21 protein-coding genes are annotated in these 26,316 nt (G+C 71.5%); 11 read left to right on the top strand and 10 right to left on the bottom strand.

Translation table 11 applies throughout. The annotated features are described in order from the left end of the window. Positions 1-9: 9 nt before the first annotated feature. Positions 10-1,182, bottom strand: coding sequence for a glutamate--cysteine ligase (locus AC0T5L_RS00410; RefSeq protein ID WP_476163279.1), 1,173 nt, complete (start codon positions 1,180-1,182; stop codon positions 10-12). Positions 1,183-1,363: 181 nt separating this feature from the next. Further along, positions 1,364-2,467 (bottom strand): YihY/virulence factor BrkB family protein, encoded by a 1,104-nt coding sequence (locus AC0T5L_RS00405; RefSeq protein WP_476163413.1) that lies wholly within the window; start codon positions 2,465-2,467, stop codon positions 1,364-1,366. 240 nt (positions 2,468-2,707) lie between these two features. Here AC0T5L_RS00405 and AC0T5L_RS00400 point away from each other — a divergent pair, with 240 nt between their 5' ends. Together AC0T5L_RS00400 and AC0T5L_RS00395 are read left to right on the top strand one after the other, a co-directional pair. Further along, a complete protein-coding gene (locus AC0T5L_RS00400; RefSeq protein WP_476163278.1) occupies positions 2,708-3,829 on the top strand; it encodes a galactokinase family protein in 1,122 nt (373 codons plus the stop codon). A gap of 140 nt (positions 3,830-3,969) precedes the next feature. Further along, on the top strand, positions 3,970-5,241 hold the full coding sequence (locus AC0T5L_RS00395) for an LCP family protein (RefSeq protein WP_476163277.1): 1,272 nt from the start codon (positions 3,970-3,972) through the stop codon (positions 5,239-5,241). A gap of 633 nt (positions 5,242-5,874) precedes the next feature. Here AC0T5L_RS00395 and AC0T5L_RS00390 read toward each other — a convergent pair. Together AC0T5L_RS00390 and AC0T5L_RS00385 are read right to left on the bottom strand one after the other, a co-directional pair. Continuing rightward, entirely contained in the window at positions 5,875-7,092 is a 1,218-nt protein-coding gene (locus AC0T5L_RS00390) for an NADP-dependent isocitrate dehydrogenase (protein ID WP_476163276.1), read from the bottom strand. Between the two features lie 182 nt (positions 7,093-7,274). Then, positions 7,275-7,706, bottom strand: coding sequence for a DUF3017 domain-containing protein (locus AC0T5L_RS00385; RefSeq protein ID WP_476163412.1), 432 nt, complete (start codon positions 7,704-7,706; stop codon positions 7,275-7,277). Between the two features lie 521 nt (positions 7,707-8,227). Here AC0T5L_RS00385 and AC0T5L_RS00380 point away from each other — a divergent pair. Then, complete coding sequence (locus AC0T5L_RS00380; protein WP_476163275.1) at positions 8,228-8,833, top strand: FHA domain-containing protein; 606 nt, start codon at positions 8,228-8,230, stop codon at positions 8,831-8,833. A 182-nt stretch (positions 8,834-9,015) separates the two neighbouring features. Here AC0T5L_RS00380 and AC0T5L_RS00375 read toward each other — a convergent pair whose 3' ends face one another. The 3 genes from AC0T5L_RS00375 to purN are packed head-to-tail and all read right to left on the bottom strand — an operon-like array spanning position 9,016 to position 12,085. After that, positions 9,016-9,870: a bifunctional methylenetetrahydrofolate dehydrogenase/methenyltetrahydrofolate cyclohydrolase gene (locus AC0T5L_RS00375; RefSeq protein WP_476163274.1), complete on the bottom strand. Its 855-nt coding sequence runs from the start codon at positions 9,868-9,870 to the stop codon at positions 9,016-9,018. A 14-nt stretch (positions 9,871-9,884) separates the two neighbouring features. Further along, positions 9,885-11,453 (bottom strand): bifunctional phosphoribosylaminoimidazolecarboxamide formyltransferase/IMP cyclohydrolase, encoded by a 1,569-nt coding sequence (gene purH / locus AC0T5L_RS00370; RefSeq protein WP_476163273.1) that lies wholly within the window; start codon positions 11,451-11,453, stop codon positions 9,885-9,887. Then, complete coding sequence (gene purN, locus AC0T5L_RS00365) at positions 11,450-12,085, bottom strand: phosphoribosylglycinamide formyltransferase (RefSeq protein ID WP_476163411.1); 636 nt, start codon at positions 12,083-12,085, stop codon at positions 11,450-11,452. Before purN ends, purH begins: the two co-directional genes overlap by 4 nt. 447 nt (positions 12,086-12,532) lie before the next feature. Between purN and AC0T5L_RS00360 the strand changes: the two genes are divergently transcribed. From AC0T5L_RS00360 to AC0T5L_RS00325, 8 genes are all read left to right on the top strand, one after another. Beyond that, positions 12,533-12,925 (top strand): DUF4190 domain-containing protein, encoded by a 393-nt coding sequence (locus AC0T5L_RS00360; RefSeq protein ID WP_476163272.1) that lies wholly within the window; start codon positions 12,533-12,535, stop codon positions 12,923-12,925. A gap of 290 nt (positions 12,926-13,215) precedes the next feature. Next, positions 13,216-14,988: a hypothetical protein gene (locus AC0T5L_RS00355; protein WP_476163271.1), complete on the top strand. Its 1,773-nt coding sequence runs from the start codon at positions 13,216-13,218 to the stop codon at positions 14,986-14,988. Continuing rightward, complete coding sequence (locus AC0T5L_RS00350) at positions 14,988-16,412, top strand: ligase (RefSeq protein WP_476163270.1); 1,425 nt, start codon at positions 14,988-14,990, stop codon at positions 16,410-16,412. The genes AC0T5L_RS00355 and AC0T5L_RS00350 overlap by 1 nt, the downstream gene beginning before the upstream one ends. Continuing rightward, the gene (locus AC0T5L_RS00345; protein WP_476163269.1) at positions 16,409-17,632 is read left to right on the top strand and encodes a phosphotransferase; all 1,224 of its coding nucleotides are present in this window, start codon (positions 16,409-16,411) and stop codon (positions 17,630-17,632) included. The genes AC0T5L_RS00350 and AC0T5L_RS00345 overlap by 4 nt, the downstream gene beginning before the upstream one ends. Before the next feature lie 96 nt (positions 17,633-17,728). Then, positions 17,729-18,610 (top strand): sulfotransferase domain-containing protein, encoded by an 882-nt coding sequence (locus AC0T5L_RS00340; protein WP_476163268.1) that lies wholly within the window; start codon positions 17,729-17,731, stop codon positions 18,608-18,610. Between the two features lie 59 nt (positions 18,611-18,669). Then, positions 18,670-20,109: a lipopolysaccharide biosynthesis protein gene (locus AC0T5L_RS00335; RefSeq protein WP_476163410.1), complete on the top strand. Its 1,440-nt coding sequence runs from the start codon at positions 18,670-18,672 to the stop codon at positions 20,107-20,109. A 442-nt stretch (positions 20,110-20,551) separates the two neighbouring features. Beyond that, positions 20,552-21,010, top strand: a complete 459-nt coding sequence (locus AC0T5L_RS00330; RefSeq protein ID WP_476163267.1) for a UDP-N-acetylglucosamine--LPS N-acetylglucosamine transferase — start codon at positions 20,552-20,554, stop codon at positions 21,008-21,010. Next, positions 21,007-22,593, top strand: a complete 1,587-nt coding sequence (locus AC0T5L_RS00325) for a glycosyltransferase (protein ID WP_476163266.1) — start codon at positions 21,007-21,009, stop codon at positions 22,591-22,593. The genes AC0T5L_RS00330 and AC0T5L_RS00325 overlap by 4 nt, the downstream gene beginning before the upstream one ends. 99 nt (positions 22,594-22,692) lie before the next feature. On the opposite strand, the gene AC0T5L_RS00320 is transcribed toward AC0T5L_RS00325, so the two are convergent. From AC0T5L_RS00320 to cysN, 3 genes are all read right to left on the bottom strand, one after another. Further along, the gene (locus tag AC0T5L_RS00320) at positions 22,693-23,775 is read right to left on the bottom strand and encodes a glycoside hydrolase family 26 protein (protein ID WP_476163265.1); all 1,083 of its coding nucleotides are present in this window, start codon (positions 23,773-23,775) and stop codon (positions 22,693-22,695) included. A gap of 155 nt (positions 23,776-23,930) precedes the next feature. Next, positions 23,931-24,821, bottom strand: a complete 891-nt coding sequence (locus AC0T5L_RS00315; protein ID WP_476163409.1) for a sulfotransferase — start codon at positions 24,819-24,821, stop codon at positions 23,931-23,933. A 186-nt stretch (positions 24,822-25,007) separates the two neighbouring features. Beyond that, on the bottom strand, positions 25,008-26,276 hold the full coding sequence (gene cysN, locus AC0T5L_RS00310) for a sulfate adenylyltransferase subunit CysN (RefSeq protein WP_476163264.1): 1,269 nt from the start codon (positions 26,274-26,276) through the stop codon (positions 25,008-25,010). Positions 26,277-26,316: the final 40 nt, after the last annotated feature.

The following is a 26,316-nucleotide window of genomic DNA, read 5'->3' as shown; positions in this document are numbered from 1 at the left end:
TCTCCACGTCTACCGCGTGCCGGCTCCGTCGCCGACACCGACCTGTGCACGGGTGGGACCGCCGTGGAGCTCGGCGGCGAGCATGTCCACGACGTCGTCGAGGGAACCGCCCCCGGCGATGACCGCGCGCTGGCGCTCGTAGGAGGCACCCTTGTCCAGGATCTCGGAGACCAGGTCCAGGTCCTCGGCGCAGCCCAGGCGGTCCGCGACCGGTTTCAGCTCGCGGACCAGCTCGTACAGGTCGTCCCGCAGCGGAACGGTGGTTCCGCGCGAGTCCGTGATGACACGAGCGTCGAGTCCGTAGCGGGTGGCACGCCACTTGTTGTCCTTCACCACCCAGGACGGCGGGCTGGGCAGTCCGTACCCGCGGTCGAGCTGATGATCGAACAGTTCCACCAGGCTCTGAGAGAGCGCGGCGGCCATTCCCACCTCGCGCAGGGTGGGAATCCCGTCGAACATCCGGATCTCGACGGTGCCGAAATCAGGATGCGGACGGATGTCCCACCACACTTCCTTGATAGAGGCGATGGTACCCGCACGGAGAAGCGTTTCGAGGTATTCCTCGAAAGCAGCCCAGTGCGGCAGGTTCGGCGGCGGCCCGGAGGTGGGAAGCGCACCGAAGACGACCGACCGGGTGGAGGCCAGTCCGGTGTCGTGGCCGCCCCAGAAGGGACTGGAGGCGCTCAGGGCCAGGAAGTGCGGCAGGTACCTCGCCAGGGCGTTGACCATCGGAATGGCCTTGTCCCTGTGGCGCACCCCCACATGGACGTGGACGCCGCAGGTCAGAATGCGCCGGGCCAGCCACTGCATCTGCTCGATCAGTTCGCCGTAGCGCTTTCCGGGGCTGAGCTCCTGGTCACGCCAGTCGTCGATGGGGTGGGTTCCGGAGCAGGTCAGCGTGGTCCCCCATGGCGTCAGGACCTCACGCATCCGGTCGACGTTGCCGCTCAGGTCGCGCTTGGCCTCCGCCACGGTCTCGCAGATCCCGGTCACGACCTCCACCTGGGACTGCATGAGTTCGTGCCTCAGCGGAGGAACGGACGCGTCCGAGCTGAGTTCGGGCAGTTCGGAGAGGAGTTTCTGAGCTTCCTGCCTCAGATGCCGACTGCGCTGGTCGACGAGCTGGAGTTCCCACTCCACGCCGATCGTCGCGCGTTCGGACGAGTTGAATGCGATTCCCATCTGCCCTCCGGAGGGGGTGATTGCCGACCGCCGCGGCCGACGCACCGTCACGCCCGGCGAACCGGTCAACCGGGACACGGGAGGACTACCCGTAACGCGCCGCTCACATACGGGTTAAGTGCCTCGTGTAAGGCGAATTTCGCGAAAAGAATTTCTGCTTACACGTTACCGACCGGGCCGGTCATCCACGGCCGCCGGCGCGGTGGCGCAGTGCCCACGCCGCGGCGCCGGCCGCGCCCACCGCTCCCAGCAGGGACAACGCCACGGCGAGCACACGTCCGGCCAACCGGCGTTCAGCCGGCTCCCGCTCCGAGGCGCCCGGGGCCGGGACCGGCCGGGTCCAGTCCATACCGTTCTCCTCCGGCAGCGGAATCGAGCCGGTGTAGGGCGGCGGCACCAACAGCCATGTGGCCGTCCACGCCGCGCTGAACACGACCAGGCGCATCACCAGGTTGATCCACACCAGCAGCCCCACCAGGACGGCGAATGAGGCGTACACGGGATTGGTGAGCGTCCCGGCCAGCAGCACCGCCGCGGCGGCCTTGAGGATCTCGAAGCCGACCGCGCCCAGCAGGGCGCCCCGCCACATCATCCAGGCCGGCCGCCCGCTGCCCGACAGCAGTGCGAACGCCAGCATGAAGATCCCCATGTTGACGCACACGGCGATCACCAGGGCCAGGCCGCGCAGGGACAGGCCGGCCAGGAGGGAGCCCTCCAGGCCCACCAGCGACAACAACCACTGCGTGGCGGCCTGCGCGACGCTGGTGAAGGCCACCGTGACGAGCAGGGCCACGCCCAGGCCCAGCATGACCAGCAGGTCGGCCGCCTTGCGCAGGAGGAGGTTCGGACCCTCGCGGGGGCTCTTCAACCAGATGGAGTGCAGGGCCTCACGCAGTGCCGAGACCGAGTTCAGGCCCGCGTAGAGCAGACCGGCCACGCCGAGGACGCTCGCGCCCACGCGTGCCTGGGCGATCTGTTCGATGGGCAGCTGGCCGGCCAGCCCGGGCAGCGCCTCGTCCAGCGCCTGCTGGAGGTAGTCGCCGACCTCGACCTGCACGTTCGCCAGGAAGCCGACCGCGGCGAAGGCCAGGGCCAGCAGCGGGAAGAAGGACAGGAAGGCGAAGTAGGTGACCGCCCCGGCCAGCTGGTTGCCGTTGCGGTCGGCGTAGCGCGCGTAGGCGCGCACCAGGTGGTCGAGGGCGGGACTGCGTCGCCGCAGCTCCCAGTACGTGTCCATGGCCATGTTCTGGTAGTGCCGGGCCGTGTCCTTGGCCCGGTCCAGCACTGCGGCCAAGAGCCCTCCCCCGCGCTGCCTGTCGCGTGTCCCCTCCGGCGGCTCGGCCGGCGCTCCCGGAACGGTCACCAGTGAACCGAAACCCTAGCCGCGCCTTGGTCCGCCCACGAAACCTCCACGCCGATCGGATCGCGCAGACCAGGACAAAACCCTAAGCGGGGGGTGATCCCGGACACACCCCGGGCTTGGGCACACTTGAGGAAACAGAGTCATCCGGGGAGGGGGGCGCCGGTGGGCGGCGCGGGGGCACGGCTGCGTGCCGTGCTGGGTGTGCGTTCGGCGGGTCCGCTGGGGGCATGGCCCGAGCGGGAACCGGACGCCGATGCACTGGTACGGGGATTCCGGGCGCGGTTCGGCGCACCGCCGGCGGGGGTGTGGCACGCGCCCGGGCGGCTGGCGGTCATGGGTGAGCACACCATGGCCAGCGGGGGTATCGGACTGTACACGGCCCTGCCTTGGGGGGTGACCGCGGCCGTCGGTCCCGTACCGGGTCCCGGCGTACACGTGGCGACGCTCAACGGCCCCCTGCGGGCCCGGCGGGGGGCGGCGCGAGCCGTGGCGGGGGCCGTGGCCGAGGCGCGCCGGACCGGCGTTCTGGAGGCCGGCACGGGGGTCCGCGTCGTCCTGGGCGCGGACCTGCCCGAACACGCCTCCCTCGGCCACACGGCCGCCGTGGGGGCCGCGGTGGCGCTGGCCCTCGCCGACCTGGACGGCGGTCCCCCGCCGGAGGGAGCCACCGTCGACCAGCGGGTGGCCCTGGCGGCCAGGCCCGGATGCGCGGTCCGGGTGAACCTGAGGAGCATGCGTACCACCGTGCTGCCCTTCGACCTCTCCGGGGACGGGCTACGGCTGATGGTGGTGGACACCGGCGCCCTGCCCCGGCGTGACCTGCGGGCGACGCGCTCGGCCGAACTGGAGCGCGCGCAGGAGATCCTGGGGCCGCTGCGCTCGGTCCAGGACCTGCCCGGATCACTGCGGAGGCTGCCGGACCCCGTACTGCGCCGCCGGGTGGAGTACGCGGTCACCGAGGTGCACAGGCTCAACGCGGCGGTCGGACTGCTGCGCGCCGGGCGCCCCGGGGAGACGGGCCCCATCCTCTCCGCCTCCCACCTGTCGCTGCGCCGGTTCGGACTGCCCACCCCGGAGGCGGACCTGGCCGCGGAGACCGCCGCGCGGGCGGGGGCGCGCGGGGTACGGATGTCCGGGTGGGCGGGGACGGTGCTGGCACTGGCCGCCGAGGAACGGGTGGACGGCGTCGGGGAGGCGCTCGCCGCGGAGTTCGGCGCCAGGGGTTGGGCACCGCCGCGGGTACGCGCCGCCGTGCCCTCCGCCGGCGCCCACCGGCTTCGCTGAGCGGCCCGGTCCGCCCCCCGTGGGCCTCACGGAGACCGTGGGCGGGGAACATTCGGACGAACCCGGCTACCCTTTTCGCGATCACACAGAATGAAAGTAGCGACGATGCGTTCCACGGCGCTGAGCAGATAGGCGATGCGATGCCTGACCGACGGAACCGGGGAGAGAGCGGCCGGACCGGTGAACACGACAGACAGGGCGTGTTCCGGCGCGGTGGCACCCCGGGCAGACCGGATGCATTCGAGAGGCTCTACCGCTCTCATGAGTCCGAGCAGCGGACGCTCGGTGAGACTCGTCGGCTCCCGACGGCCGACGAGGTCCCTCCGGTCCGGCCGGGCAAGCCCAGGAAGCGCACCCACGGCGCCGGGCGCGAGTACGACGGCCGCGGCATCGAGCGCAGGAGGAAGGAGCGCCGCCGCAAGCGGGCCACCACGGTCGTGGTGACCGTGCTGGTGCTCCTGCTGGTCCTACCCCTGGGGGCCGTCGGCGGGTTCTACCTGTACGCGAACTCGCGCCTGGACCGGGTGGAGGCCCTGCTGGACTACGAGGGACGCCCGGACGACCAACCCGGCACGACCTACATGGTCGTCGGCTCCGACAGCCGCGACGGGATGGACGACGAGCAGATGCGGGATCTGGCCACCGGTTACGCGGAGGGCCGCCGAACCGACACCATCATGGTGCTCTACGTCCCCGAGGACGGCGAGCCCACCATCGTCAGCGTCCCCCGCGACTCCTACGTGCCCCTGGCCGTCCCCGGCTACGCCGACAACAAGATCAACGCCTCCTTCGCCGACGCCGTGTGCGGCACGGACGAGGAGGGCGAGGAGGTCTGCGGCGGCCCGGCACCCCTCGTGGAGACCTTCGAACGCGCGTCCGGTGTGCGTATCGACCACTACGTGGAGATCGGCATGGGCGGTTTCGTCGACATCGTGGACGCGGTCGGCGGTGTCGAACTGTGCCCCGAGGAGCCCATGGCCGACCCCAAGGCCGGCCTGGACATCGAGGCGGGCTGCCAGGAGATGGACGGCGGCACCGCCTTGGGCTACGTGCGCACCCGTGCCACCATCCGCGCCGACCTGGACCGCATCGCCCGCCAGCGCGAGTTCTTCTCAGCGCTGGTCCAGGAGGCCAGCGCCCCCTCCACCCTGTTCAACCCCTTCCAGTCCGTTCCGCTGGTGCTCGCGGGCACCGACACGTTCATGGTGGACGAGGGCGACAAGCTGCGGCACCTGGCCAGCATGCTCCTGGCGATGCGCGGCGGCACCCGGACCACCGCGATCCCCGTGGGCAGCACCCCGAACCTGGACGGCGTCGGTTCGGTGGTGCTCTGGGACGAGACCCTCTCCGAGGAGATGTTCACCGCCATGCGCGCCGGAGAACCCATCCCCGAGGACACCTTCCAGGAATAGCGGAGCGGGCCTGACACGCGTCCGCCCGACGGTGGCGCCCCGCCGGGCGGCGGGGCGCCACCGGGGCGCCGGCCCGCGAGACGGTGCCTCTGTCCGGGGCGGCGGAACATGCCTTTGAGCAGTCCTCGGACGGGAACGCCCGGTACGGCAAAAGCGAAGGGCCCGTCGCCGAGGCGACGGGCCCTTCTTCGTGACGTTCCGTACTGTGCGCGCCTACCCCCCAGCGGGCGCACGGCCGGCACGTCGGTCCATGGTGGCAGAGGGGCGGTAAACCCGCTCTGGCCTGCCGGTTCTCACCGGCACGTCTCCACAATAGGTCAAAGCTCTCTTAAGGTGCGAATCCAGTCCACGTGGTCTATGTCGCACCTTCGAACCGCACCGGTCATCCGGCCCTGCCATCCTCCCACCACCGACCAGCGCGTGTATGCCGAACACGGGAAACACGTCGGAAAACTTCGTGTGTCCCAAACACCCAAAACCCCGTGAACAAGGCGTTCGGGGCGCCCTGCCCTCACTCCGGGCCGGACACGACGACGCCCGGGCGCCTCCCCTCGGAGCCGCCCGGGCGTGTTCCGCGTCTCACCGGACCGCCGGCCCCGGGTGATCAGGACCACCCGGGATCAGTCGCGGGACTCAGGCCAGGCGCTTGGCGAGGTTCTCGTCCAGGGCGGCGAGGAACTGCTCGGTGGTCAGCCACTCCTGGTCGCCGCCGACCAGCAGCGCGAGGTCCTTGGTCATCTGGCCGCCCTCGACGGTCTTGACGACGACGTCCTCCAGGGCGTTGGCGAACTCGACGACCTTCGGGGTGTTGTCCAGCTTGCCCCGGTGCTCCAGACCGCGGGTCCACGCGTAGATGGAGGCGATCGGGTTGGTCGAGGTGGGCTTGCCCTGCTGGTGCTGGCGGTAGTGACGGGTCACCGTGCCGTGGGCGGCCTCGGCCTCGACCGTGCGGCCGTCGGCGGTGCGCAGGACGGAGGTCATCAGGCCCAGGGAGCCGAAGCCCTGCGCGACCGTGTCGGACTGCACGTCGCCGTCGTAGTTCTTGCAGGCCCAGACGTAGCCGCCCTCCCACTTGAGCGCGGCGGCGACCATGTCGTCGATGAGGCGGTGCTCGTAGGTCAGGCCCGCGGCGTCGAACCGCTCCTTGAACTCGGTGTCGAAGATCTCCTGGAACACGTCCTTGAACATGCCGTCGTAGGCCTTGAGGATCGTGTTCTTGGTGGACATGTAGACCGGGTAGTTGCGGTCCAGGCCGTAGTTCAGGCTCGCGCGCGCGAAGTCCTCGATGGACTTGCGGAAGTTGTACATGCCCATCGCGACGCCCCCGTCCTCGGGGAAGTTCGCGACGTCGAACTCGACCGGCTCGCTGCCGTCGGCCGGGGTGTAGGTCATGGTGACCGTACCGGGGCCGGGCACCTTGAAGTCGGTGGCCTTGTACTGGTCGCCGTGGGCGTGGCGGCCGATGATGATCGGCTTGGTCCAACCGGAGACCAGGCGGGGCACGTTCTCGCAGATGATGGGCTCGCGGAAGACGACGCCACCGAGGATGTTGCGGATGGTGCCGTTGGGCGAGCGCCACATCTTCTTGAGGCCGAACTCCTCGACCCGGGCCTCGTCCGGGGTGATGGTGGCGCACTTGACGCCGACGCCGTGCTCCTTGATGGCGTTGGCGGCGTCGACGGTGATCTGGTCGTCGGTGCGGTCGCGCTCCTCGATGCCCAGGTCGTAGTACTTCAGGTCGACGTCGAGGTAGGGGAGGATCAGGCGGTCCTTGATAAAGGACCAGATGATCCGGGTCATCTCGTCGCCGTCGAGCTCGACTACGGGGTTCTCGACCTTGATCTTGGCCATGGCTGTGTGGCTGTCCCTTCAGTCTTCGCTACCGCCTCGTGCGGCGGAGACCGACAACCGGTTCGTGGCCGGAGCCGGTCCGCACGCGCGGCAATCACCTGATCCCGCCCGGGGTCCGTGCTCCCCGGGGAGGCGGTGGCTTGTCAGTGTCGCGGTATCTCGACGTCAAGCTTATTCGACGCCTAGGAGGATAGTTGCGGCGCCACCCATGCCAACACGATCAACAGGACCGCGAGGGTGACCAGGGTGAGCAGATCGATCCAGCGACGGCGCACGGCGAGCATGCCGATCCAGTCCTCCGGCAGGAAGAGCCGGAAGGCCGTCGCCAGCAGCAACGCGCCCGCGATGATCGCCGGGCCGCGCTTGAAGTAGGCCGCGGCCACGACCACGATCCCCGCCGCGAGCGCCGACATGACGAGGAAGTACGGCACCTGGGAGAGCCAGTACGGCACCTTCGGCCGCACCGGGACCTCCGGGGCCCCGCCGGAGTCCCGGTCCCCGTCGCCGTGTCCCCCGTCGGGTCCGTGCCCCTCGCGATCCGCCTTCTCGGGCGTCCTCTCCTCCGGCACGCCCTCGTCCGCGTCCGCCAAATTCGCCTGCCCCGCCTTGTCCACCGCGTCCCGACCTGTTCGGTTACGAATTGCTTGGCCGCCTCGCGGCTCGTTCACGGTCTTCCCCGGCGATGGCGCGGATCGGCCACCCGTTGGAGGCGGGCTGTCCGAAACCGAACACCGCTCTGGAGGCTCATGTCCTTGAGGGCTTCGGCGACGCCGTGCGGGAAGCTCGGCTTCCCGTCCGGGAGAGATGGGCCCATTGTAGTGATCCGCGTCGCCGACGCCTCAGGGCTCACGGAAACGGGCTTGCACCCGGCCACCTCCGCTGGTGTCCGTTTCTCGCTTCCGGTCCGGCCACAGAGCCGTATTTCCGCGCCTTATCCGGCTAACTCCGGAGTAAGCGCGTAGAACGCGTACCACCCGGGTAACCCAGCTGGAGATGAGTGCACAGGTGAGCGAGGACCACCCCCATGAAGCCCACTCAACGAGCGGACCGAACCGCCGCCCCCCGACAGTCATCCCTCCACCACCGTCGCCCACACCCCCACCGGCAGCGTCACCCCAGCCCGGGAGGAACCACCGTGGACGGGCCCTACCTCCGTACAGAAGAGACCGGGGACATCCGCCAGCTCGCCGGAGAGGTCACCACGATCGGCCGCGGAGAGGGCGCCGACATCCGGCTCAACGATCCGAGTGTCTCCCAGCTGCACGCCGAACTGGTCCGCCGCGGCCCCTACGTCTACGTGGTCGATCTGGGGCTGTCCCGCAACGGGACCCGTGTGAACGGGCGCCCCATCGCCCGCCGGGTCCTGGAGGAGGGCGACGTGGTGACCTTCGGCACCGCCCGCTGCCGGGTCGGCGGGCTCCACCGGGAGCAGATCAGCCCCGACATCGAGCTGCGCCGCGGCGCCGCCCCCGAGCTCACCCGCCGGGAGCTGGACGTGCTGACCGCGCTGTGCCAGCCCGCGCTGTCGGAGGAGGCCTTCGTCGCCCCCGCCACCGCACGCGACATCGCCGAGGCGCTGGTGGTCACGGAGGCGGCGGTCAAACAGCACCTGCTGCGGCTGTACCAGAAGTTCCGCATCCCCGAGGGGCAGAACCGCAGGACCCGGCTGGCCAACGAGGTCGTGGCCCTGGGACTGGTCCGGCCGATGCCGGTGGGCGGCTCGGCCCGCAAGGCCAGCTGACCGCCCCCGGGTGTCCCCCGCCCGCGGAGCGCGCCCGGGGACGAGTGGACCCGGCGACGCTACGCACCGTCAGGGCCCATGCCCGTGGGTGAGGCCCCGTGGGCGGCTCCCCGCGCGTGTCCTCCCCACGCGGATCCCGCGCGGGGAGGACACGCGCTCACACGCGCGCGGGGCACGGCCCGCTATCCGGCGGCCTGGCGCTCGGCGGCCTCCACCACGTTCACCAGCAGCATCGCCCGGGTCATGGGGCCGACGCCGCCGGGGTTCGGGGAGAGGTGGCCGGCCACCTCGGCCACGTCGGGCACGACGTCGCCGACAAGCCCGGACTCGGTCCGGGTGACCCCGACGTCGAGCACGGCCGCGCCCGGCTTGACCATGTCCTTGGTGACCAGACCGGGCACACCGGCACCGGCGACGATGATGTCGGCGCGGCGCGTGTGCTCGGCGAGGTCGCGGGTGCCCGTGTGGCACAGGGTGACGGTGGCGTTCTCCGACCGGCGGGTCAGCAGCAGGCCGAGGGGGCGGCCCACGGTCACACCACGGCCCACCACGACCACCTCGGCGCCCTTGAGCGGCACGTCGTAGCGGGTGAGCAGCTCCACGATGCCGCGCGGGGTGCACGGCAGCGGCGCCTCCTGCATCAGCACCAGCCTGCCCAGGTTCGAGGGCTGGAGGCCGTCCGCGTCCTTGCCCGGATCGACCAGGCCCAGTACCCGGTTCTCGTCCAGGCCCTTCGGCAGCGGCAGCTGCACGATGTAGCCCGTGCACGCCGGGTCCTCGTTCAGCTCGCGGACGGCCCGCTCCACGTCCTCCTGTGTGGCGTCGGCGGGCAGGTCGCGGCGGAGGCTCTCGATGCCCACCTGCGCGCAGTCGCGGTGCTTTCCGCGCACGTAGGTGTGGCTGCCCGGGTCGTCGCCGACCAGCACCGTGCCCAGTCCGGGGGCGACCCCCTGCTCGTGCAGCCTCGCCACCCGCTTGGAGAGGTCCTCGCGGATGGACTTCGCGACGGCCTTGCCGTCCAGAACGGTCGCGCTCATTCTTTGCTCCTCGCTCAGTGGAAGAAGTGCCGGGTGCCGGTGAGGTACATGGTCACTCCGGCGTCCTTGGCCGCGGCGATGACCTCCTCGTCACGGACCGAGCCGCCGGGCTGGACGACGGCGCGGACCCCGGCGTCGGTGAGGATCCGCAGGCCGTCCGGGAACGGGAAGAAGGCGTCGCTGGCCGCCACGGAGCCGGTCACGCGGTCGCCGGCACGGGTCACGGCCAGGCGCGCGGAGTCGACCCGGTTGACCTGGCCCATGCCCACCCCCACGGTGGCACCGTCGGAGGCCAGCAGGATGGCGTTGGACTTGACCGCGCGCACGGCCTTCCAGGCGAAGGCCAGGTCGGCGAGGACCGCCTCGTCCGCGGCCTCCCCGGTGGCCAGGGTCCAGGTGGAGGGATCGTCGCCGGGGGCGTCGATGGCGTCCCGGGACTGCACCAGCAGGCCGCCGCTGATCTGTCGGTTCTCCACGCCCGTGCCGAAACCGGTGTCCTCCACGACCAGGAGGCGGATGTTCTTCTTCCTGGTGAGGGTCTCGACCGCCTCGGGCTCGAAGGCGGGGGCGATGACGACCTCGGTGAAGACCTCCGCGATCTGCCCGGCGAGCTCCGCGCCGACCGGGCGGTTGGTCGCGATGACCCCGCCGAAGGCCGACACCGGGTCGCAGGCGTGCGCCTTGCGGTGGGCCTCGGCGTTGTCGGCTCCGACCGCGATCCCGCACGGGTTGGCGTGCTTGACGACGGCCACGCACGGCCCGTCGAAGTCGTGTGCGGCGCGCAGAGCGGCGTCGGCGTCCACGTAGTTGTTGTAGGACATCGCCTTGCCGTGCAGCTGCTCGGCCCCGGCCAGGCCGGTCTCGGGGGCTCCCGCGGCGGTGTACAGCGCCGCCTTCTGGTGCGGGTTCTCGCCGTAGCGCAGCACGTCCTTGCGGCTGTGGGCGCTGCTGAGGAAGGTGGGCCAACCCGACTGGCCGGCCTCCTCGTCGGGTGCGTAGGCGCCGGAGAACCAGCTGGCGACGGCCGCGTCGTAGGTGGCGGTGTGCTGGAAGGCGAGTCCGGCCAGGCGTTTGCGCTGCTCCAGGGTGAACCCGCCGTCGCGGACCGCCTCCAGGGCGGCGTCATAGCTGCCCGGGTCGACCACGATCGCGACGCTGCCGTGGTTCTTGGCCGAGGCGCGCACCATGGCGGGGCCGCCGATGTCGATCTTCTCGATGCAGTCGGCCTCGGAGGCACCCGAGGCGACGGTGTCCTGGAAGGGGTAGAGGTTGACCACGACCAGGTCGAAGGGGGCGATGCCCAGTTCCTTGATCCTGGCGACGTGCTCAGGGTTGCCCTGGTCGGCGAGGAGGCCGGCGTGCACGGAGGGGTGCAGGGTCTTGACCCGACCCTCCATGATCTCGGGGAAGCCGGTCACGTCCTCCACCGGGGTGACGGGGATGTCGGCGGCGCGCAGCCGCGCGGCCGTGGAGCCGGTGGAGACGATCTCCACCCCGGCCTCGGCCAGGCCGATGCCCAGCTCCTCCAGACCGGTCTTGTCGTAGACGCTGATCAACGCACGCCTGATGGCCTGCTGGGTCACCGGTTCTCCTTCGTGTCGGTCGCGTCGGCGACGCTCTGCTCGGTGCGGCCGAACCGCACCTGCCTGCCGTCGATGGTCCAGCCCTCGCGGGCGAGCCTGCCGACCGTGTCGACCAGCATCCGCCGCTCCACGCCCTTGATGCGCCCGTGGAGGCTGGACTCGTCATCGTCGTCCTCGACGGGAACCGCCACCTGGTCGATGATCGGCCCGGAGTCGACGCCCTCGTCGAGGAAGTGGATGGTGGTGCCGGTGATGCGGACACCGTGGGCGAGCGCGTCACGGACGGCGTGCGCGCCGGGGAAGGAGGGGAGGAGCGCGGGGTGGATGTTGACCGCCGGTTGGCCGCCGATGACGGCGGGGCCGAGGATGCGCATGAACCCCGCGGAGACCACCAGGTCCGGGCGGTGCTCGCTGATGCGCTCGGCCATGGCGGCGTTCCACCGCGAACGGTCGGTGTAGTCGCGGAAGGGGACGACGAATGTGGGCACCCCGGCCTCCTCGGCCAGTTCGATGCCGCGGGTCCCCCCGCGATCGGAGCCGACGGCGACGACGCTCGCCCCGTACCCGGGGTCCCTGGACGCCTCCAGCAGGGCCGCCATGTTGCTGCCCGTGCCCGATATGAGGACCACCACTCGCGCGGACAATGCTTCTCCCATGTGTAGAGAACGGTGCGGAAGCCGTCTCCCGCCTCCGGGGGCGCCGGGGGACGGCGCAGCATCCGGATTTCGCGTACGCCCGGTGCAGGCGCCGGGCTCGTGCCGACCGCGCCGGAGGCGTCGCTCGGGGTGTGGCCCACTCATCTCCCGCGTGGCCCTCGTGGGAGGTTCTGCGCCGGAGGCGTCCGTTGAGGGCGGTGGCGGATGATGGGTGGGCGGATGCCGGACGGGCCTGCTCGACCCGTCCGCGTTCCCACCCTATCGGGCCAGGTAGCGTCTACCCACGGGGAGTGGGTGTTGTCCGTCCTGTGACGGAGGCCCCGACGGGCTCCGGCCGCCCCGAGACGATGGACACCGGGTACCCTCCGCGCAGGCGGAAGCGGACCACGGCGCCCCAGGCGGGGCGTCCCGAAGGAGTGAACCTTGACCGACAACAGCCCGGAGCCGCGATCCGACGGGCAGCCACCCAAGGCCGAGCGGGGTGGCCTGTGGGGCCTGTTCTTCGGCGCTGCCGGCCTGCTGCTTCCTCCCTACGGGGTCGTGCTGTCCGTGTTCGGCGTCGTGCAGGGCTTCCGCGCACGGCGGTCCGCGCGGACCAACCGCACCGAGGCGCCGGGCGCGCTGCTGAGCGTGGTCGTGGGCGTGCTGGGGATCGTGATGTCGCTGGCGCTGCTCTCGGTCACCGTGGTGTACCGGGAACAGGTGACGCAGTACCGGGACTGCTCGGCCCGCGCGCACACGGTGTCCAGCCAGAACGAGTGCGACGAGGCATGGGAGTCCTCCACCGGTCTTCCGCCCACGGTGGTTATCGGCTGACGGACCCGGCCGAGGGGTCCGGTCTCCCCGACGGTACGTGATGGGGCGGTGGGAGAGGTGTCCCGCCGCCCCATCGGCGCGTCCGGGAGACCACGGCCGTGCGCCCGTGGAGTCCACAGCGGCGGGCCCGCCCCGGAGGGGTCGCTCCCGCACGCCCTCCGGGGCTTTCCGGTCACTTCCCGATCGAAGAAACGGCTGTTTCCCCAAGCGTTGAACACACCCCAAGGGACTACACTAAGTATGTAATCAATTACTAAAGGTGCGGCCCCTGTCTGCGCGGAGAGGACTCGATGGACACCGACACCCCCGGCCCGTCCGGACCGGAACTCAGGGAGCACACGGCACTGCTACGCCGCCGCTGGCGTCTGGTCGGTGCCGGTGTGCTCGGCGGGCTGGTCCTCTCCACCGCCGCGGTGCTCGGTCTCCCCTCCGCCTACACCTCCGTCACCGCCGTCCAGGTCCAGCCCAGCGGGATGGACGAGTTCACCGGCGAGCGCTCCGGCCGCCTGTCCGGGGACGTCAACCTGGACACCGAGGCGCAGGTCCTGGTGTCGGACCGGGTCTCCTCCGTCGTAGCCGAGACACTGGCCGGGGAGAACCCCGCGCCCGCCACCGACGAACTGCGCGAACGCGTGGACGTGAGCGTGCCCCCCAACAGCAGCGTGCTGGAGATCAGCTACTCCGCGGGGAGCCCGGAGGCCGCCCGCGCTGGGGCGGGGGCCTACGCCGACGCCTACCTGGACCTGCGCCGGGACCAGATCGACGAGCTGATCGACAGCCACCTGGAGGCGCTGCGCGACGAACGGGAGAGCCGCTACGAGGCCCTGGCCGAAACCGCCTCCGATGACGCCTCCTCTCCCGTGGCGAGCGCGCGGGCCGAGGCGCTGCGCCAGGAGATCACCGAACTGGGCGGCGGGATCGGTCCGCTCAGCGCGCTGCGGGAGACCGTCCAGCCCGGGCGGGTCATCACCCCGGCCAGCCTCCCCGAGGACGCCAGCAGCCCCATGCCCCTCCTGTGGCTGGTCGGCGGCGCCGCGCTGGGCCTGGTTGCGGGCCTGCTCGCCGCCGTGGTCCGCGACCGTTCGGATCCGCGCCTGAACGACACGGAGGACACCGCCCGTATCGGCGCGCTCCCGGTGCTGCTCGACCTTTCCGACCGCGCGCACCGGGGCGACCGCTCCCCCGGGCTGCTGGGCGAGGGCGACCGCACGGGCCAGCGGGTCAACGAGTTCGCCCACCTGGTGCGCGCCCGCCTCCGCGCCGGCCCCGCCGCCCCCTCGGCCCGGAGGACCGACGGCGCCCTCGGAGAGGGCACCACCGAACCGGCCGGACTGCTGGAGGAGGTCGAGGAGGAGTCCGCGCCCGGACGCGTCCTGCTCGTCGCCGCGACCACTCCGGGACGCGCGGGTACGGCGACCGCCGTGAACCTGGCCGCCGCCCTGGCGCGGACCGGGTCGGAGACGCTGCTGGTGTGCGCGGACCCGTGCACCGACACCGTCGGCGAGCTGCTGGGCCTGCCGGAGGGGCCCGGACTCGCCGAGGCGCTGCTGGAGGGCGAGGCCCCCGACGACCTGGAGGTACGCCCGGATTCGGTGCCGCTCCTACGGGTCCTGCGGTACGGGGTCCCGGGGCTGAACGCGCCGGTCCAGGGCACCGCCATGCCGGAACTGCTGCGGCTGCTGCGCGCGAACACCGAGTACGTGGTGATCGCCGCCGCGCCCGCGAGCGAGCGCGCCGACGTACACGCCCTGGCCGGGTCGGCCGACGCACTGCTGCCGGTGGTCGAACTGGGACGTACCCGCCGCGCGGACCTGACCGGACTGCTCACCCTCGCCGACCGGTTCGGCGTAACCGCCCCGGGCACGGCCGTCCTGCCCCGCCAGCCCCCGTCCGGGCCCGAGCCGGCGGCCGCGCCCTCCGTCACCGACGGCTCCCGCGCCCCGGAGCGAGGTGACGAGTCCCCCACCGGTGATGGGGGCACCGAGACGGCCGAGGGCGCTGGCGGGGACACCGAACAGGGAGAGCCCGTGTCCGCCGACACGGGCTCCGGAGCCCGGAACTGATGGCCCGAGGCGCCTTCGCCCCCGGCTCCCGACAGGCCGTGGCCCAGGCCACGGGCCTCCGGACGGCCGGAGGCCCGTCAGCGGTCGGCCGCTCCCCCGTCACCGGTCAACCCCTGGTCTGGCTGCTGGCCGGGTACCCGCTGTGGTGGGCCGCAGGGCTGGGCCAGTTCGCGTACTGGCTGTTCGCGGTGCCGATGGCGGCCGAGCTGGTGCGCCGCCACAGCACCGTGGGGCTCCGTGTCCCACCGGGGTTCTGGCTGTGGGCGCTGTTCCTGCTGTGGACCGTGCTGGGCCTGCCCCTGGTCCTGCTGGAGGTGCCGGGCACGGTACCGGACAGCGGCGGGTACGGCGGCGCCCTGCTCCGGGTGGCCAACTACCTGGTGCTGACCGTCTTACTGCTCTACGTCGGCAATCTGTCCGAACGCGAGCTTCCCACCCGCACGGTCGTACGGGTGCTGGCCGTACTGTGCCTGGCCACGATCGCCGGCGGCTACCTGGGCGTACTCGCGCCCCGGTTCGAGTTCACGGCTCCGCTGGAATACCTGCTGCCCGCCCCCTTGGCCTCCGACGACTACATGCGGGCCCTCGTCCACCCGGCGTCCGCGCAGATCATGGACATCTTCGGGTACGAGGCGGCCCGGCCCAAGGCGCCCTGGGAGTACACCAACGTCTGGGGGTACATGCTCTCCCTCCTGGTGGTGTGGCTGGTCGTGGGCTGGGCGGCCCCGGGGCCGGGCTGGGTGCGCTGGAGCGCGCTGGCCGCCGCCGCGCTGTCCGTGGTGCCCGCCGTGTACTCGCTCAACCGCGCCCTGTGGGCGGGGCTGGCGCTGTCCCTCGTCTACGCGGCCGTGGTGGCCCTGCGCCGGGGCCGGGTGCTCCTGGTGGGCGCCTGCGCGGCCGCGGTCCTGGTCGCACTGCTGGCCCTGGCCGCGTCGCCGCTGGCCGACGTGGTGCGGGCGCGGGCCGAAAACCCGCACAGCGACGGCGGACGGGCCGCCACCAACGCGGCCTCCGTGGAGGCCGCCGGACTGTCACCGGTCATGGGATGGGGCACCACCCGGGAGGACCGGGGCAGCTCGGAATCGATCGCGGTCGGCCCCACCGCCGAGTGTCCCGGCTGCGGCCAGCACGTCATCGGCAACGCCGGTCAACTGTGGATGTCCCTGATCGCCAACGGATGGGTGGGCACCCTCTTCATGCTCGCCTTCTTCGCGCAGGCCGTGTGGCGCTACCGGTCGGCGCCCTCCCCGGCCGGCCAGGGCGCCCTGCTGACCGTGCTGCTGCTGTTCTGGTACATGTTCTTCTACGTCGCGCTGATGTCTCCGTTGGCCGTCACCATGGTCGCCGTCGCCCTGCTGTGGCGGGGCGAGGAACCGGCGCTCCGGCGGCGGGAGGCCGCGCGCACCCGCGGGGGGCCCTGGTGAACAGCGAGACGACCTACCTGACCGACCTCGCCGCCGTGCTGTGGCCGTGCGGCGGGCTGCTCGGCCCCGGCGACAGCGGTATGCGGCGGCTGGTCCGCCGCGACCGGGGCAACCAGTACCTGCCGGTGCCCAACGCGCAGAACCCACGGGTGATCCTGCCCGCCCACGACCGTGCGGCGGCCACCCGGGGCATCGCGTCCTTCGCGCAGGGGCACTCGCTTCGGGAGAGGGCGCGCGCACTGCTGCTGACCGGGGCGTTCGCCACCGGGATGGCCCCCTTCCTGCTGCGCGACCGGCTGTACGTGGGGGCGGGCCCCGGTATAGAGCACGCGCTCGCCTCGGCCCTGGACCGCGAGCTGGCCATCGCCATACACGTGGGTCCGCCCAGAGCCAACCGCAAGCCGGTACTCCTGCTGCTCACGCCCGGCGGCCGGACGATCGGCTACGCCAAGGTGGCCGTCAACGACCTGACCTCGCGCCTGGTGCGCTCCGAGACGCGGGCGCTGCGCCACCTGGCCGACACACGCCTACGGGACGTGACCGTCCCCCGGCTCCTGTACGAGGGCGAGTGGAACGGCCATCCGCTGCTGGTGCAGGAGGCCCTGCCCGTCGGCGGCCAGACCGACCGGCCCACCCGGCGCCAGCTGCTGCGCTGCGTGACGCAGATCGTCGGACTGACGAAGGTGCGGCGGCGCAGGCTGTCCGACAGCCCCTACCGGAAGGCGCTGGAGGAGCGGATCATGCGGCTGGGCGCGCGTCCCGAGGTGCCGCCGCTGCGCGCGGCGCTGCGCCGCCTGCCGGACGTGCACATTCCGTTCGGCGCCTGGCACGGGGATCTGACCAGGTGGAACATCGCCAGCACCGCGCGGCGGGCGTTCGTGTGGGACTGGGAGCGGCTCGCCCTGGACGCACCCGCGGGCTTCGACGCGCTGCACTACGACCTCAACGAGTGCGTGCAGTCCGGTGTCCATCCGGGCGTGCACCGGTGGTTGGAGAGCGGGTCACGGCTGCTGCGCGACCCGCTGATGTCCGAGACCGGGGTACGCCCGCACACGGTATCCACGGTGATGGCGCTGTACCTGATCGACCTGGCCACCAGGTACCTGCACGACCGGCAGGACGAGAGCGGCGGCTACCTGGCGGCCGTGGACGACTGGCTGCTCCCCGCCCTGGAGGGGCTCCAGGAGAGAGCGGCCCACGAGGCCGCCCACCGGGTCTGACCGGAGCGCCGCCGGCCCCGGAGAACGAACGGGCCCGGACCGGCCGCCGGACACCGGCGACCGCGACGACCGAACTCCCGAGAGAAGGACCACGCGATGCCCCGGAGCACTCTTCCCGTCCTGTTCCACCGCCTGGCCGTCCCGGCGCGCCGGGCCCTGCTGCCCCTCGCGGACGGGCTGGGCGAGATCACCAGCGCCTCCCGGACGCTGCCCGACTTCCTCGTGTGCGGGGCCCAGCGCTCGGGAACGACCTCGCTGTTCAAGTCGCTGTGCCGACACCCCGCCGTCACCGGACCCACGCTGCGCAAGGGGGTGCACTTCTTCGACACGGGGTACCGCCACGACCTGGGCTGGTACCGGGCGCACTTTCCGACACGCGCGTTGCTGCGGGCCCGTCGGGGACGTCCCCGGGTGCGGGTGGTCGAGTCCAGCCCCTACTACCTGTTCCACCCGCTGGCCGCCGAGCGGATCGCCCGTGACCTGCCTGACGTGCGGGTGGTGGTGATCCTGCGTGATCCGGTGGAGCGGGCCTACTCGGCGCACGCGCACGAGACCGCGCGGGGGTTCGAGACCGAGACGTTCGCACGAGCCGTGGAGCTGGAGCCTCGGCGGCTGGCCGGCGAGGAGGAGCGGATGACGGCCGATCCGGGCTACCGCTCGCACTCCCACCAACACCACGGATACGTGGCGCGCGGCCACTACGTGGACCAACTGGTGCGGATGGAGAAGCACCTGGGGCGGGACCGCATGCACGTGGTGGACTACGCCGACCTGTTCGACGGCACGGCGCTGGCGCTGGCCGAGGTCGAACGGTTCCTGGGTCTGCCGCCCGGGCCGGGCGCCGCCCCGGGACGGCACAACGCACGCGTCCGGGCGGGGATGCCGGAAGGGCTGCGCGCGGAGCTGGCGGCCAGGTTCGCCGACAGCGACAAGCGCCTGGCCGCCTGGTGGGGGCGTACGCCCTCGTGGTGTGAGTGACCACCCCGGTCGATGAGGGTCCGGGGCTGCGCCGCGTACTGCGCGGCGGGGTGGTCAACATGGCGGGGGCCGTGGTCGGCGCCGGGCTCAACCTCGCACTGATCGTGGCGATCACGCGGGCGTTCTCCCAGGAGACGGCGGGGCTGCTGTTCTCGGCGACGTCGGTGTTCCTGATCGCGGCGGCGGTGGCGAACCTGGGCACGTCGGACGGATTGGTGTACTTCATCGCCCGGATGCGCGTGTACGGGGGCGCCGGGGGCGTGTCCCGGCTGCTGCGGCTGGCCATGGGACCGGCGGTGGTGACGGCGTGCGTGCTGGCCGCGCTGCTGCTGGTGTTCGCCGGTCCGCTGGCGGACGCGCTGGGCAGCGGGGAGGCGAGGGTCTACCTGCGGCTGCTGGCGGTCTTTCTGCCGTTCGCCGTGCTGACCGAGGCGGCCCTGGCGGCGACGCGGGCCCACCACGACATGGCCGGGACCGTGCTGGTGGACAAAGTGGGGCGGCCCTTGGCGCAGTTGGCGCTGGTGGGAGCGATCGCGGCCACCGGCTCGGCGGGGCTGCTGACGCTGGCGTGGGCGGGGCCGTACCTGCCCGCGGCGGTGCTGGCGTGGTTCTGGCTGGGCGGGATCCTGCGCCGGGCCGTCCCCGGGGAGAGCGAACGGGAGACGGCCGGCGGGGCCGCGGGGCCCGAGGAGGAGGTGGATCCACGGACGTTCTGGTCGTTCGCGCTGTCCCGTGCCGTGGCCGGAGTCGCCCAGATGGGGGTGCAGCGCGGCGGGGTGGTGTTGGTGGCGCTGCTGAGCGGGCTGACCGGCGCCGCGGTGTTCACGGCGGTCACGCGGGTCATGGTGGTCGGCCAGTTCGGCACGCAGGCGGTGCTGTACGCGGCCCAGCCCCGGTTCGCCGAGCAGCTGGCGACGGACGACCACGCGGGGGTCCGTGACCTGTATCGGGCGGGGACGTCGTGGCTGGTGTGCCTGACCTGGCCGCTGTACCTGTCAGCGCTGGTGTTCGCCCCCGAGGTGATGCGGCTGTTCGGAGCGGACTACGCGGCGGGGGCGACGGCGCTGGCCGTGGTGTGCGCCGGACAGCTGCTGGCCGCGGGTCTGGGCATGGGCGACCTGGTCCTGACGATGACCGGTCGAACCGTGCTGAACCTGTTGAACAACGTGCTGTCGCTGGTGGCGAGCGTACTGGTGTGCCTGCTGCTGGTGCCCACGACCGGTGCGACGGGTGCGGCCGTGGCGCTGGTGGCCGCGATGCTGGTGCGCAAGGTGCTGCCGCTGTGGCAGCTGCGGTCCCGGGTGGTGCTGCACCCCTTCAACCTGCCGGTGGTGGCCGCGATGGCCAGCGCGCTGGTGTGGTTCGGCGCCCTGCCGTTGCTGGCGGAGGCGGTGCTGGGCGGAGGGCTCACGACCCTGGTGACGGCGGTGTCGGCGGGCACGGCGGGGCATCTGGTGTCGGTGTGGTCACTGCGCGTCCCGCTGGGCCTGCGTCGCTGAGCCCCGCCCCAGAGGGTCGGGGAAACCTGGAGCGGTGACCCCGAACGGTGTACGCCCAAGCTGGTGCGGTGACCGTAAAGGTGAGCCGGACCGCTTCCGCCTGCGTTGATCTTGTACTTATAGCGCGACTCGACGGTCCAACCTCGCTATAAGTACAAGATCAACGGGCGTGGAACCTCCTGCTCCACACCCGCAACGTCTACGGCCAGCCCGTGAGGGGCTTCCCTGTGACCGATGCCCGACAGCCGTATACCCCCGTCTGCGCATGGTGCAGGACGCGTGGCCGTGATCTCCTGCACGTCCCCTACGGCGAGCCACCGCTCACACTCCCCCAACCCCTTCGGCGCGCCATCCGCACCAACTCCACGGGGAGCGCAACACGGCATCGACCGTTCCTCAGCGGTCACCCATTGATTACTGTGGGTTATGGAATGATGGCTTCATGTCTTCGCGACCGGTTCTCCTGGTGGCCTCCAGCGGGGGACACCTCACCCAGCTCTACTCGCTGCGTCCCTGGTGGCGGGACCGGGAACGCCTGTGGGTGACCTTCCGAACCCCCGACGCCGAAGCCGCCCTCGACGGCGAGCAGGTCCGATGGGCCTTCCACCCCACCACCCGACACCTCGGCAACCTGTTCCGCAACACCCGGCTGGCCGCCCGTGTCCTGCGTGAACGGCGGCCCGACGCGGTCGTCACCACCGGCGCGGGGGTGGCCCTGCCGTTCTTCGTCCTGGCATGGCTGCTGCGGATCCCGACCGTCTACATCGAGGTCTACGACCGCATCGACACCCCCACCCTCACCGCCCGCCTGTGCCGTCCCTTCACCCGCCTGTTCCTCGCCCAGTGGGAGGAGCAGCGCACCTTCATGCCGACCGCCATCACGGTAGGACCGCTCCTGTGACCGAACAGATCACCCGTCCCGTCCCGCGCCCCGACGACAGCGACCACCCCGACGTGGTGGTCAGCCTCGGCACCGACCACCACGCCTTCGACCGGCTGGTCCGCTGGATCGACGACTGCGCCCGTCGCCGCCGCGACCTGCGCTTCCTGGTCCAGTACGGACACAGCGCCGCGCCCGCGGTGGCCGCGGGCACCCCGTTCCTACCCGGCGAGGACCTGGGGGAGCACATGCGCCGGGCCCGGGTGGTCGTCACCCACGGTGGTCCGGGCACCATCGTCCAGGCCCGCGGAACCGGTCACCTGCCCATCGTCGTCCCCCGCGACCCCGAACTGCACGAGCACGTCGACGACCACCAGCTCCTGTTCGTCCAGCGCTTGGAGGAGGCGAGCCGGGTGCGCGCCTGTGTCACCCCCCAGCAGCTGTCCGAGCTCATCGACAAGGCACTCGCCTCACCCGACGGCTTCCAGGTGCGCCCTTCCGACGACGACGGCGCCGAGCGGGCCGCGCTACGCGCCGGGGAACTCATCGACCTGCTCATCGGCGCGGAGGGCTCCTCCGCCACGGGCGCTTCCACCGAGCCCCTCGGATCCGCCGCCACGGGGGTCTCCGCGTCCGCGCCGGCCGACGATGCCTCCGCGGACACCGCCGCCGCGGTCGAGGAGCGCGCCACCGAGACCTGGCCCGAGGTAACCGTGGTGGTGCCCACCCGGGACCGGCCCGAACTACTGCGCCGGACCCTGCGCGCGATCACCGAGCAGGACTACCCGGGCCGCATCACCACGATCGTGGTCTTCGACAACGACCAGCCCGACCCCTCCCTGACCCGCTCCGGGAACGACCGTCCCGTGCGGGTGGTCACCAACACCCTCACCCCCGGCCTGGCCGGGGCCCGCAACACCGGGGTGCTCGCCGCGGACACCGACTTCGTCGCCTTCTGCGACGACGACGACACCTGGCTGGCCGACAAGCTCCGCGCGCAGGTCGAGGTCATGCTCGACGAGCCCGGAACCGAGATGGTGTGCTGCGGTATCCGGGTGGTCTACGACAAGGCCGAGGCCGTCCGCACCCTGGACCGCACCAGCGTCACCTTCGGCGACCTCCTGGGATCGCGGCTGACCGAGTTGCACCCTTCCACGTTCCTCATCCGGCGCCAGGCCATGATCGGCGGCTGTGGAACGGTCAGCGAGGAGATCCCCGGCAGCTACGCCGAGGACTACGAGCTACTGCTGCGCCTGGCCCGGCGCGGTCCCATCCGCAACATCCCCACACCGGGCGTGCGCGTGCTGTGGCACCGCAGCTCGCATTTCTCGGGCCGGTGGCGAACCATCTCCACCGCCCTGCGCTGGCTGCTGGACCGCTACCCCGAGTTCGCGCTGGTGCCGCGCGGCTATGCGCGGGTGGCCGGGCAGATCGCCTTCGCCGAGGCCTCGGCCGGACGCCGCCGCGCGGCCCTGCGGTGGATCGGCACCACGGTCCGACGCAGGCCCGCCGAGGGCCGCGCCTACCTGGCCCTGATAGTGGTGTTCGGGGTGCCCGCCGGATGGATCACCCGTATGCTCCACCTGAACGGCAAGGGTGTGTAGTCTCGACCTCTCGCCACGGCGGTCCCGATGAGGCGCACATGGTCCAAGAGGTCCCGGCTCCGGCCCGTGGGCGGCTGACCGGCCTTCCCGCCGGTCCCGTCAGTCCCGCTGCTGGGCGTACTCGGCCAGACGGCGCACCCGCTCGGGCAGGTTCACGTACGGGTCCTGTCCTGCCGCCTCGAAGCCCTTCCGGGCGTACTGGTCGGCCCGGATCCGGAAGTCGCAGCCGGAGGAGACCTTGTTGTCCCACACCTTCACCGCGCGCACCCGCTCGTAGCGGCGCAGCACCTCGGGGATGTCGGTGTACCACTTCAGGGTCTCCCGCGCCCCGATGTGGGTGGTGCCCATCTCGCCGATCATCACCGGCTTCTCCGGGTCGATGCCGTGCTCGGCCCCCTCGCTCTGGATCCACTCGTAGGCCGGGCGCAGCCCGTCCTCGAAGGAGTGCACCTCGGTCCAGTGCGGCTGGGTGTCGCAGCCGGTCATGTTGTACGCCTCCCAGCTGAGCCAGTCGACGTAGTCGTTGCCCGGCCACAGCCCCGGCAGGCGTTCGAGGTTGCCCTTCCACCCGGTCACGTTCCACACCCAGATGGCGTTGTCGGCGCCCTCCTCGCGGTACAGGTCCACGATGTGGCGCCAGGCCCCCACGAACTCCTCCGGGGTTCCGCGCTCGTTGTAGCGCTTGTTGGCGTCGGCCTCGTGGTCGAAGGTGACGAAGTAGGGCACGTCCAGCTCCGCGATGGCGCGGGCCTGCGCCCGCAGCGACCGGTCGAAGTCGCCTCCGATGACGGAGCGGTACGAGACCGCCGGGTGCCCGGACCGGGTGAAACGGCGGGCCTCGATGTTGGTGTGGACGAACCGGCCCTCGGCGATCAGGTTCCGTTCCCGTGCGCCGGGCACGTCTGCCTGGTCGATGCCGCGCCAGGTGTAGACGATGTCCATGTGCCGGTCGACCGCCTCCTCCAGCGGCTTGATCCGGTTCTGGTAGGGGCTGGCCCCCCACCAGACCCCGCAGGAGGGTTCGAGGATCTCCGAGACCGCGCACTCCGCGTCGGAGCCGTATCCGTCCGGGAGGTATCGCGTGGCGCCCGAGGGCCGGTCCGGCAGGTCCTGCCGTGGAGCGTGGGAAGCCCGGCCGGCGGGGGCGTCCCCCACCCCCGCCAGTGTCAGGACGAGGACCATGGCCCCCGTCGTCGCTACTGCCCGTATCGGTCCCCTGTCCACGGCAAACTCCCCCTAGCTCTCCAAAATATGACCTAGCGTGTTCACATGAACACCATACGTCATATTTGGGGCAGGCGACAGCCTCGAACTGGCATAACGGACACCAGTGGACGTCAGTATCCGTAACGTCTCCGGGACGGCGCCGTCGCGGCGGCCACCAGGTGTCGCCGCCAGGAGGGCATCGCCTCGCGCCAGCCGTGGTCGGCCCGCACCCCGACCCGCCCGGTCGTGAACCGCATCGGGTTGCCCGAGACCGCGTGCCCCTCCGACAGGTCCACCCGCCCCTCCGCCACGTTCAGCGGGTCGCCCGTGTACCCCGCGAACTCCGAGATCCGGGCGAACTCCCCGCCCGGGTCGGCGACGAAGTCCTCGTAGCGGACCCGCAGGGTCGGGGTGCCGCGCTGGGCCAGCGCGTCGAGGCACGCGTTCTGGGCCATCCACTGCACCGACGCCCGGCCCGCCGAGTAGCGGGCCATCTCCGGCTCACTGCTGCCCGGGGAGGCGTCCGGACGGGCCACCCGCTTGGCCCAGGCGTGGGCCACCGCCCTCGGGTCGCGCACCACGTGCAGCAAGCGCATCCGGGCGCCGTAGCGCCAGCGCAGGCAGGCGGCCAGCGAGGCGTGCTTGCTGGCGTCGACGATCACGTCGGCGCCGCTGACCAGGGAAACAGCCGAGTACAGCCGGTGGTAGAGCTCGGTGTAGCGCTCACAACGGGAGGCGAGTCGGCCCTCGTGCGCACCGTTGAGCAGCACCGGCAGGAAGCGGGTGCGGTCGACACCGCCCTTGAGCCGCAGCACCTGCCCGGCGTCCAGGCGGTTCCAGCCGCCGAAGGCCTCCTTGCCCACGTCGACCCAGAAGCCGCATTCGGAGAACGGCCGGCCGCAGCCGCACCGCTCGTCCTCCACCAGTCCACGCCGCCACAGGTGCACGGTCTCGCCGACCGAGCAGAACCCGGGCAGCTCGCCGAGGAGCCGCTCGATCAGGGTCGAGCCGGACCGGCCCATCCCGCCGACGAACACCAGTCGATAACCATCATTCACACGGACAGGTTATTACTTTCGGTCATAATGTGAGCTCGAAAAGTCACACCCGGGTGTGCCGGGCCACGGGAGGACCCGGGCAGAGCGAAGGGGCCGCCCGGAGGCGGCCCCTTGGAGCCCTGTGTCCCGCCGCGTCCGGGGCCCGCGGGATCAGTCGGCCTTGACGACCATCCCCGCGCCGACCGTGGCGTTGGTGGCCTCGTCGATGAGGATGAACCCGCCCGTCTGGCGGTTCTTGTTGTACTCGTCCACGAACAGCGGCTGGGTGGAGCGCAGCCGCACACGGCCGATCTCGTTCAGCGCCAGGTGGTCGGCCTGCTCGTCACGGTGCAGCGTGTTGACGTCCAGCCGGTACCGCATGTCCTTGACCATGACCTTCGCGCTGCGGGTCGTGTGCTTGAGGATGAGCTTGGAGCGCGGCGTGAGCTTACGCGCGTCCGTCATCCAGCACACCATCGCCTCCAGGTCCTGTGTGACCGCCGGGGCGTTGTTGGGGCGGCAGATCATGTCGCCCCGCGAGACGTCGATCTCGTCCTCCAGCAGGAGGGTGACCGACATCGGCGAGTAGGCCTCGGCCACATCGCCGTCCGCGGTGACGATCCTGGCGATCCGCGTGTTCAGCCCGGAGGGCAGGTGGACGACCTCGTCGCCCGGCCTGAGCACGCCGCCCGCGAGCTGGCCCGCGTAGCCCCGGTAGTCGTGCAGTTCGGGGTCGGCCGACTTGTGCGGCCTGATCACGTACTGCACGGGGAAGCGCGCGTCGATCAGGTTGCGGTCGGAGGCGATGTGCACGTTCTCCAGGTGGTGGAGCAGGGAGGGCCCGCTGTACCAGGGCATGTTCTCCGAACGGCTCACCACGTTGTCGCCGTGCAGGGCCGAGATCGGCACGAACGTCAGGTCGCGCGCGTCCAGCTTGGCGGCGAAGTCGGTGAACTCGGCCTTGATCTCGTCGAAGCGCTCCTGGGAGTAGTCCACCAGGTCCATCTTGTTGACCGCCAGCACCAGGTGCGGCACCTGGAGCAGGGTGGTGAGGAAGGCGTGGCGGCGGCTCTGCTCCTGTAGGCCCTTGCGCGCGTCCACCAGGATGATCGCGAGGTCGGAGGTGGAGGCACCGGTGACCATGTTCCGGGTGTACTGGATGTGCCCGGGGGTGTCGGCGATGATGAAGGTGCGCTTGGGGGTGGCGAAGTAGCGGTACGCCACGTCGATGGTGATGCCCTGCTCGCGTTCGGCGCGCAGGCCGTCGGTGAGCAGCGCCAGGTTGGTCTGCTCCTCGCCGCGCGCGACGCTGGTGCGCTCCACCGCGTCGAGCTGGTCCTCGAAGATGGACTTGGAGTCGAACAGCAGTCGGCCGATCAGGGTGCTCTTGCCGTCGTCGACGGAGCCCGCCGTCGCGAACCGCAGGATGTCGTTGCTCATGCTTGCCTGGTCCAATGTGGAGTGAGTGGTCTGCGAGGGG

The sequence above is a fragment of the Nocardiopsis sp. TRM 82005 genome, from assembly GCF_056312425.1.
Note: the sequence above shows the minus strand (reverse complement) of the source record. Positions and strands in the feature narration are given on the sequence as shown.

What these genes read in the sequence shown, in the direction of transcription:
- AC0T5L_RS00410 (WP_476163279.1), bottom strand. Translation starts at nt 1,182, where the DNA reads ATGGGAATCGCATTCAACTCGTCCGAACGCGCGACGATCGGCGTGGAG.
- AC0T5L_RS00395 (WP_476163277.1), top strand. Translation starts at nt 3,970, where the DNA reads ATGCCTGACCGACGGAACCGGGGAGAGAGCGGCCGGACCGGTGAACAC.
- AC0T5L_RS00390 (WP_476163276.1), bottom strand. Translation starts at nt 7,092, where the DNA reads ATGGCCAAGATCAAGGTCGAGAACCCCGTAGTCGAGCTCGACGGCGAC.
- AC0T5L_RS00375 (WP_476163274.1), bottom strand. Translation starts at nt 9,870, where the DNA reads ATGAGCGCGACCGTTCTGGACGGCAAGGCCGTCGCGAAGTCCATCCGC.
- AC0T5L_RS00355 (WP_476163271.1), top strand. Translation starts at nt 13,216, where the DNA reads ATGGACACCGACACCCCCGGCCCGTCCGGACCGGAACTCAGGGAGCAC.
- AC0T5L_RS00350 (WP_476163270.1), top strand. Translation starts at nt 14,988, where the DNA reads ATGGCCCGAGGCGCCTTCGCCCCCGGCTCCCGACAGGCCGTGGCCCAG.
- AC0T5L_RS00340 (WP_476163268.1), top strand. Translation starts at nt 17,729, where the DNA reads ATGCCCCGGAGCACTCTTCCCGTCCTGTTCCACCGCCTGGCCGTCCCG.
- AC0T5L_RS00335 (WP_476163410.1), top strand. Translation starts at nt 18,670, where the DNA reads ATGGCGGGGGCCGTGGTCGGCGCCGGGCTCAACCTCGCACTGATCGTG.
- AC0T5L_RS00330 (WP_476163267.1), top strand. Translation starts at nt 20,552, where the DNA reads ATGTCTTCGCGACCGGTTCTCCTGGTGGCCTCCAGCGGGGGACACCTC.
- AC0T5L_RS00320 (WP_476163265.1), bottom strand. Translation starts at nt 23,775, where the DNA reads ATGGTCCTCGTCCTGACACTGGCGGGGGTGGGGGACGCCCCCGCCGGC.
- AC0T5L_RS00315 (WP_476163409.1), bottom strand. Translation starts at nt 24,821, where the DNA reads ATGGGCCGGTCCGGCTCGACCCTGATCGAGCGGCTCCTCGGCGAGCTG.
- cysN (WP_476163264.1), bottom strand. Translation starts at nt 26,276, where the DNA reads ATGAGCAACGACATCCTGCGGTTCGCGACGGCGGGCTCCGTCGACGAC.